Raw genomic sequence first — 8,808 nt, forward strand, 5'->3', positions numbered from 1 at the left:
ATAACCATTGTTTTCAGCTCCTCTTTTATTGGTGGGGTGGGTTCGGAAGTTCTGTGATTGGTACTTTCCCTATACCCTGAAAACAATGGTTTCTTTCATTTTTCTATCTATTTAACATAATAGGCACTTTTTTTACTTTACACCGAGTGGCGGAACAAGCTAGCACGTGTTACTGGTTTCCTGGCTTGGGAATCATGCCCGTAGAGGCTCGGTGTCAAGTTGTTAATCAACCTATGCCGCTTGATGGTTATGCTGTTAAAAACCGCTCACTCCCCAGTTGCATGCCATCTCGGTGTACTGTTACATGAGGTGGCGTTGCGTGGTAAACCATTTGGCCTTTAATGGTAAAAAAGATGTCACAAGTGGTAAAATCGCATGGCCGTAATCATTAACCTTATTTAACGTCAGCCAACAATTCCCTTTTCCATTTCCGGCCATCTCTCCGATGCTGCGGCAGTATGTAGTGGTAGTAAACAAAAGGTAGATTCATATCTTGAATGGATTCAACATAGTCTTCCCCTGCATAAACAAGATCCCCACTTCTTTTGAGTCCCTTCATATCCTTATCAATAATTGTAATCGTGCCATCGTCCCTAGCGCGTAAATGCTCAACCAATTGATCTGTGTACTGATTGTTTCCCAAGATGATATAACATTTCGTTTGCATGGCAGTTTTCTCCTTTAGCGTTTGCTTTAGAACAGGCAAACATGGTAACTATAAATGGAAACTGTTAAATTAATTACACATGTATATTATCCCATGAAATTATTTTAGTCCCTTTAGTCTAAAATATCAATGTTTTTAGACATTAATTCAACCAGGTCATAATGACCTCTTTCTTTTTCACACATTAACGTACTAAAGTAAATACACAAAAAAACACACCCGCCAAGCTGCCAAATAAAACAGCCTAGCGGGTATTTACCATCTTCTTATTCATTCCTTGCTAGTGAAGGTTGCCAAATACTCTTATGATAATTCAAACATACGTATGAAAATACAACCCAAAGTTCTACAAATATCATGACAATTGGCTTCGTAATTTTGGCGTATGCAATTGTAGTGTATTGTCAGAATAGTGTCGTGCACAGGCACCCTTTTTTAATCGAAAATCCTAAAAATCCCCTTAAATCATTCATATAAACCTCTAATATATTTACATTTTGTTTCTCAAACTCGAACTTTCTCGCTTTTTTAGAAACCGTTTGATAGGATTTCATTCTCTTTCCTCACTCACTTCATTTTTGTTTTATTATAGTAAATTTTTTAAGATATAAAACGTCGCTAGCTGCCAATATAATGTTTTAAATATTCACAAAACATTCTCGCTATAATTTTGTAGAAATCGCTCTTACGCGAATTTGGTTATAACATTCGCCGAAGCAAAAGTACATGCATATTAAAACCCACCTAAAAAATCAGATGGGCTCATTTGACGATGATTTCTTTATGTAATTTCCTTATAACTCTTAACCTTATTTAACGTCAGCTAGCAATTCCCTTTTCCATTTCCGTCCATCTCTCCGATACTGTGGCAGTATGTAGTGGTAATACACAAAAGGTAAATTCATATCTTGAATGGATTCAACATAGTCTTCCCCTGCATAAACAAGATCCCCGCTTCTTCTGAGTCCCTTCATTTCCTTATCAATAATTGTAATCGTGCCATCGTCCCTACCGCGTAAATGCTCAACCAATTGATCTGTGTCCTGATTGTTTCCCAAGATGATGTAACATTTCGTTTGCATGGCATTTTCTCCTTTAGCGTTTGCTTTAGAACGGGCAAACATGGTAACTATAAATGGAAACTGTTAAATCAATTACACATGCATATTGTCGTACTAAATTATTTTAGTTCCCTTAGTCTGAAATATCAATGTTTTTAGATATTAAATTTAAATCGGATCATAATGAGCTCTTTCTTTTTCACGCATTAACGTACTAAATTCCATACATAAAAAAACACACCCGCCAAGTTGCCAAATAAAACAGCCCTGCGGGTAATAATCATTTTCTACTCATTCCATATAATTCTTCTCAAATCTCCAAGCATCCCGGCACATCGCAATAACATCGCGTTTAGCCGTCCATCCTAGTTCCCGCTTTGCTTTTGAAGCATCGGCATAGAATGATGCTATATCCCCAGGTCTCCGCTCAACAATTTCATAGGGAACTTTAATACCATTTGCTTCTTCAAAAGCATTCACTAATTCCAGTACGCTAGTCCCCTGTCCGGTCCCCAAGTTATAGACATGAACACCCTCAGTAAGATGATCTAACGCTACTACATGTCCTTCTGCTAGATCCATTACATGAATATAGTCACGTACGCCTGTACCGTCGACCGTTGGATAATCATTTCCGAACACGCTTAACTTCTCAAGTTTACCTTTTGCCACTTGAGTTACATATGGCATCAGGTTATTTGGAATTCCATTGGGCGCTTCTCCAATTAACCCGCTCTCATGAGCCCCTACTGGGTTGAAATATCGAAGGAGTGAAACTGAGAAAGCTGGATTAGCTTTTACTATATCTGTTAGAATCCGCTCACTCATTGCTTTTGTTTCACCATAAGGATTAGTAGTTGGTAAAAGATCCATCGTTTCTATAAACGGTACTTTATTATCCCCGTACACAGTTGCCGATGAGCTAAAGACAAAACGATTCACACCATATGTCAAACAAGCTTTGGCAAGTACCATTGTACTAACAACGTTGTTATTGTAATAAGTTAGTGGTCTTTCCACCGATTCACCTACCGCCTTCAGGCCAGCAAAATGAATAACACCATCTATTTCATGTTTAGAAAAGATGGTGTTAACTGCTATATCATCTGTTACATCTATTTCATAAAAGGTTAGATCTTTGTTTGTTAGTTGCTTTACTTTATTCAAGGTCTCTTCTTTACCGTTGCAAAGGTTATCGGCAACAATTACGGAGTACCCTGCTTCTAATAAAGCAACACACGTATGTGAGCCTATATATCCGGCACCACCAGTTACTAGTATATTCATTGGGTTAGTACCACCTTCTGTTTCAAACATTAACTGTTAATTTGATTTGAAAGGTGCCTTTGCAGAATATATTTATATAAGTGTGTAAAGATACGACAAAACAATCTACAAAGACCATAACAAATGACTTCCTATTTCGGTGTATGCAATTGTAGCGTATTGTCTGAATAGTATCGTGCACAGGCACCTTTCATTAACCCACTCAATTACTTAACACATGTCTTTGAACAGCTGCCATTAATCGATGTGTCGGATAAAGAAGCACTGGATCGGCTACTTCCTTGGTCGAAGACCCTTCCGGCAGATTGCCACGTCCCGAATAAAACTAAATAAATCATATAATAAAGCCCACTTCATCGATAGGTGGGCTTTATTTGACGCTTACCTTGGAAAAAGTGGTGATTTCCATGTTTGAGCAGTTCTATGGGATGAAAATGACCCCTTTTTCTCGCGATATTCCTACCGGTGAATTATATGAGTCAGCAGGTCTTGAAGAGATCATGGGCAGGTTGAATTATGCGGCAGAGCGTCAACTATTTGCGGTAATGACCGGCGATTGCGGACTTGGAAAAACGACGGCGATTCGAAGATTTACGGATCAACTAGATTCAACTCGTTTCAAGCTACTTTACCTGTCCGATTCGAAATTAACACCCAGACACTTCTATAAAGGAATGTTAGAACAACTGGGTCTTGAATCGAAGTTCTATCGGGGTGATGCAAAACGGCAGCTACATCGGGAAATTGAATTAATGAAAGGAATCCATGGACTGACGCCTGTTGTGGTGGTTGATGAGGCGCATCTGTTGGATCGTGAAATGTTGGAAGAGGTGCGTTTCCTTCTGAACTTCAGGATGGATGCACAAAGCCCGATGGCTTTGATTATGGTAGGTCAAAGCGAACTATGGGATCGGCTGCAGCTACAGTCATTCTCCGCGATTCGTCAGCGAATTGACATTCAATGCAAGCTTGGCCATCTAGATCGCGCGGAGGTTTCCCAGTACATGGAGCGACACCTAACATATGCAGGGGTGGAGAGGGATATATTCTCGGAGGCAGCCATTGATGAAATCCATCAGTATACTAGCGGCGCATCTAGACTGATTAATAAGCTTGCGACGCATTGTCTATTATTTGGATCACAAAACGGTTATCGGATCATCGACGATAGAATGGTAAAGAAAGTGATTGAGGGAGAACTTGCATAAGTTCTCCTTTCCTTTAATCGAACGTGGACATAAAAACCAGCAATATCGGGACAAAAGACCACGTCAAATTCCGGTCGATTTCTTATGTCATTAACAGTCTACTTGACGGGGTGCAGTTCAATCTGGCCCAGCGGGTTATCTATTAATCTCTACTAAACAAATCCCTTGTATATACCTTGTCCTCTACATCACGTAAATCATTAGACAATCGATTTGCAACAATTACATCTGAAACTCTCTTAAACTCTTCAAAATCATTTATCACTCTTGAATTATAGAATGTATCTTCATGAAGTGCTGGCTCATATACAACTACTTCAATACCTTTAGCTTTAATTCGCTTCATAACACCTTGGATCGCGGATTGTCTGAAGTTATCAGAGTCCATTTTCATAGTAAGCCTATAGATTCCAACAATCTTAGGATTCTTCTTAATAATCATCTCGGCAACATGATCTTTTCTTGTTCTGTTTGCATCTACGATAGCTGTCATTATATTATTTGGAACATCTTCATAATTAGCTAATAGCTGCTTTGTATCTTTAGGCAGACAGTATCCACCATAGCCAAAGGAAGGATTATTATAATGATTACCAATTCGTGGATCTAGACCTACACCATCAATAATTTGCTTACTGTCTAACCCTCTTACTTCTGCATAAGAATCGAGCTCATTAAAAAATGCGACTCTCATCGCAAGGTAAGTGTTAGCAAATAATTTAATAGCCTCTGCTTCTGTTGAATTTGTAAACAACAAAGGAATATCTTCCTTAATAGCTCCTTGAACTAACAAGTCAGCAAATACTTTTGCTCTTTCAGACTGTTCGCCAACAATTATACGTGAAGGATATAGGTTATCATACAATGCCTTTCCTTCACGTAAAAATTCAGGTGAGAAAATAATATTTTCGGTTTCAAATTTTTCTTTTATTTTTTCTGTATAACCAACTGGAACTGTTGATTTGATTACCATTACAGCATCCGGATTAATAGATAGTACATTAGCAATAACCGCTTCAACAGTTCTGGTATTAAAATAGTTTCTATCAGGATCATAATTCGTTGGTGTTGATATAATTACATAATCTGCATCTTTATATGCTTTATAATTATCGGTTGTTGCAGTTAGATTTAGTTCCTTCGTTGCTAAATATTCTTCTATCTCGTTATCAATAATTGGTGACCTTTTATTAATAATCATATTCACTTTTTCTTGAATGATATCAAGAGCAATTACTTCATTATGTTGCGCTAGTAATATGGCATTGGATAAACCAACATATCCAGTTCCTGCGATTGTTATTTTCATTTCTCGCTACACACCCTTGCTTCTTTTCGCTCATACTGTTTTATCAAAAATTCTATTTACAAACTATAATCTATTAGTGCATATGCAATGCATTTCCTTTAATTGAGGTTACAGCTTTTTATTTTTGAGATATCTATTCTCAGTAAAAACATAATGTTAACTACACCGTATTAATATAACTTCTTACTTTTATGAATAATTATTAAAGTTAAAGTAAAAGTACGTACTGCACCTGATATTCCAAATAAAGCTATAGCTACTAAATCGCTCGAAAAAATAAAATATCCTATAGCTAATGCTGTTGTTCTAATAATTATTGTTATTATACTATATTTTAATTGATATGCCTGTAATGACAATACAGGGATAGCTTTAATACTTGGACCATTTATAAACATAAAGAAAATCCATAGTGCAATCCACCTGGCATATTCCCCAGCTGTCGCCCACCCTTCACCAAATACAAAACTAAAAAGCCATGGACCAAAAATAATTACAATTCCAAATGGGATAATTCCTACTGATGCTAAAGCTATTGTAGCCTTTTTAATCAACTTTGTTAGATTTTCACCATTATTACCAGCCTCAGAAATACGAGGATAAAATACATCACCTACAGAATTTCCAATTAATTGTACAGGAACACTTAGTACCGTTCTCCCAATAGTATAAAATCCTGCCGAAGCTGGACCAAAGAAACTCGTCAACATCAAAATAGGTAAGTTCTGAGAAATTGCATCAATAAGAGTTTGTGGTGCTCGGTATAACGGAAAGTCTCTATGTGTCTTAGCTACTGCTTTTAGAGACACTTGTTCATGGTTTTTATTTATGTCAAAAAAACTTTTGATGTCCGTTCCTTTTGTAAATAAGGCTAATAAAATAATTCTTATTCCAGTACCTAAAGCTGATAACGTAATTAACACACTTGCCATTGGATGGAATAATCCCACTCCTACCTTACTCCCCTGAACTATTAATGCATGTAGAAATGTCACTTTAGCAGTGGTTCCAAATTGCTTTGTACGAACTAACCATTGATCCATAACCTGAAATAAGCCAGCAAACAAAATTACTATTGGAATTAAAAATAAATATGGGGCAATATCTTCAATTTGAAATAACTGAACTATTGGTTGCTTAAAAAGTAATAGGATGAATAAAGTTATCCCAGATATACCCAGTGTAATATACAAAGAAAGTCTAATTAAAGCTTTAGCAATCTCATCCTGTTTTGGAAGTACTATTGCTATAGGGTAGGTAAGAGCTGCAATAGGAGTAACAATCATAACTACTGCCATGAATACCCCCATTAAGCCATACGCTTCAGGGCCATACAACCTGGTTATTAATGGTAATAACAACAATGAAATCCCTTGAGCAGCTGCTGTTCCAGTTGCCATTATGATTACATTTCTAACAAAAGGCTTTTTTAAAATTTTTTTCAATTTAGACTTCATTTAACTAATACTCCTTTATCTCCTCGATCCAATGTAGCGTATGCTCCACCACCAATATACACTCATAGTTAATCACATTTAATAATTATTGTGATGACCATATACTAGTATTAAACCCTCTCCCCTTTTAATCAACTACTTCGAAACTTAAATAAATTTTTAAAGCTTACTTTAAAAAAATAGAAACCAAACACATAGCATGGTTTCTATCTACACCTACTTATTTAACTCTAATACCGCTTTATAATAAAATATCTTTTAACAATAACAACCAGATAAATTATTTGTCCAAGCTTCATTAGTATAGTATATCAAGAGAATTATTTTAACAAGGAACGCAAACCTATAAACTAATATCTTACTTTGATATCTTCAAAAACACTATGTTTATTAAGATTATTTAACTTTTCTTCAATTACAACCGTTTCTTGATTATAGTTCATTATTAAATGGTCTAGTGCACTGGTTAGCTTTTTCTGTTCAATGCTCTCACGGACGTCAAACAGGTATTGTTCTTGGTTAACAGCTTTAAGTAACTCCTTATATTTAACTGCCCAACCGAATACAAGCGCGGGTATTCCAAGTTTATACGAATGAACAATTGCATGATACCTTGAAGCTATAATAAAATCCAATTTCTTAAGGACCGAGTTAATTTCAATACAGTTAAGTTCTTGTTCAATTAGTATTACATTATCTTCATTACTAAATGAAGCCTTTATTTTTTTACATATTTCTAGATCTAATGTGGAATGATTAATGAGGTAAACTCTTTTCCCTTTTTTTATAATAAAATCAATTATTGAATTATATATTTCAAATAATTCAGTACTACTTCCATGTGACATTATCTGCTGATTTGGAATGATACCTATTGAATTTTTTTCAATAGTAACCTCTAAAGAGACACTATTAGATGGTATTTTAAATATATTTGATACATCATATTCTTTATCACCCTGTAGAACAATATCGAAACTCTTTCTTACATTTTCAATACCAACCGTTTTTAGGTTTTCTATCCCATCTTCTTCCCTAGCAAATATAACTTCTGGATACTCTAGATATTCTTTTATTAAAGGTTTTAACTTTCTCATTTCTTTAGGAGTATAATGAAATGGACCAAATGATTGTGGTAAAAGGTTCATAGGGATACTATATTTCTTGGCAATCATAATATTATATAGATAATTCATACTAGCAAAATAGCCTCGTTGTGAAGATAATGCATATCCACTAATATCTATCATTGCGTCTGCGTTTTTGATAATATTTTTAATCTTTTCCAGTTTGTCAGAAGAAACACCTGTACCTTTAATTAATAACTTTAAATATTCTTTTAAACCAAATTTGCTAATATATCCAAAACCCAATATATCCATCTTTGCTCTAGCCGGAAAATAAAAAATGTCAAAATTTAGTTTCTTCTCTTCTAGTTTATCCCTATCATTATATATTTCACTAAATAAGACTACTTTCTTATTGGGATGGTTTTTTTTTACCTGATCAACAACAGTATATGTCATTGCTTGGGCACCTTTATTGTGTAGTTCGCCCCCAACTATTATTATATATTTCATTTTAATAGACCTGCTTCCTGTTAATATAATGTTATTAAAATGCCATTTCAAATTCCTTATTTTTACTTTTTCTCTTAGGTTTAAGATGAAATTTATTACTATTAAGAATACATTGGTGCTAGTATGGATGTATGGACACAAGTTGGTTAAGTCTCTATCCTAAGAATAGAGAGGACGTGTCCGGAATGAAACAAAAACGTTATAACCAAGAATTTAAACAAACAATTGTCGAACTCTAC

8 protein-coding genes are annotated in these 8,808 nt (G+C 35.3%); 2 read left to right on the forward strand and 6 right to left on the reverse strand.

Annotated elements, in window-relative coordinates:
- Positions 1-394 precede the first annotated feature (394 nt).
- From AU377_RS04415 to galE, 3 genes are all read right to left on the reverse strand, one after another.
- Positions 395-667 (reverse strand): hypothetical protein, encoded by a 273-nt coding sequence (locus tag AU377_RS04415; protein ID WP_067404800.1) that lies wholly within the window; start codon positions 665-667, stop codon positions 395-397.
- 809 nt (positions 668-1,476) lie between these two features.
- Complete coding sequence (locus tag AU377_RS04420; RefSeq protein ID WP_067404802.1) at positions 1,477-1,749, reverse strand: hypothetical protein; 273 nt, start codon at positions 1,747-1,749, stop codon at positions 1,477-1,479.
- Positions 1,750-2,019: 270 nt separating this feature from the next.
- Positions 2,020-3,015 carry a UDP-glucose 4-epimerase GalE gene (gene galE, locus AU377_RS04425; RefSeq protein WP_067404805.1) on the reverse strand — a complete coding sequence of 332 codons (996 nt, stop codon included), beginning with the start codon at positions 3,013-3,015 and terminating at the stop codon, positions 2,020-2,022.
- A gap of 192 nt (positions 3,016-3,207) precedes the next feature.
- On the opposite strand from galE, the gene AU377_RS15235 reads away from it, so the two are divergent.
- Both AU377_RS15235 and AU377_RS04430 read left to right on the forward strand, forming a co-directional pair.
- On the forward strand, positions 3,208-3,348 hold the full coding sequence (locus AU377_RS15235; protein ID WP_082731923.1) for a transposase domain-containing protein: 141 nt from the start codon (positions 3,208-3,210) through the stop codon (positions 3,346-3,348).
- 74 nt (positions 3,349-3,422) lie between these two features.
- Positions 3,423-4,223 (forward strand): ExeA family protein, encoded by an 801-nt coding sequence (locus AU377_RS04430; RefSeq protein ID WP_067404817.1) that lies wholly within the window; start codon positions 3,423-3,425, stop codon positions 4,221-4,223.
- Positions 4,224-4,365: 142 nt separating this feature from the next.
- On the opposite strand, the gene AU377_RS04435 is transcribed toward AU377_RS04430, so the two are convergent.
- From AU377_RS04435 to AU377_RS04445, 3 genes are all read right to left on the reverse strand, one after another.
- Positions 4,366-5,532, reverse strand: a complete 1,167-nt coding sequence (locus AU377_RS04435) for a nucleotide sugar dehydrogenase (protein ID WP_067404808.1) — start codon at positions 5,530-5,532, stop codon at positions 4,366-4,368.
- Between the two features lie 170 nt (positions 5,533-5,702).
- Entirely contained in the window at positions 5,703-6,989 is a 1,287-nt protein-coding gene (locus AU377_RS04440; RefSeq protein ID WP_067404810.1) for a lipopolysaccharide biosynthesis protein, read from the reverse strand.
- Positions 6,990-7,339: 350 nt separating this feature from the next.
- Positions 7,340-8,569 carry a polysaccharide pyruvyl transferase family protein gene (locus AU377_RS04445; RefSeq protein ID WP_067404813.1) on the reverse strand — a complete coding sequence of 410 codons (1,230 nt, stop codon included), beginning with the start codon at positions 8,567-8,569 and terminating at the stop codon, positions 7,340-7,342.
- Positions 8,570-8,808: the final 239 nt, after the last annotated feature.

Origin of the sequence: Sporosarcina sp. HYO08, assembly GCF_001563475.1 — a bacterium.
GTDB lineage: Bacteria > Bacillota > Bacilli > Bacillales_A > Planococcaceae > Sporosarcina.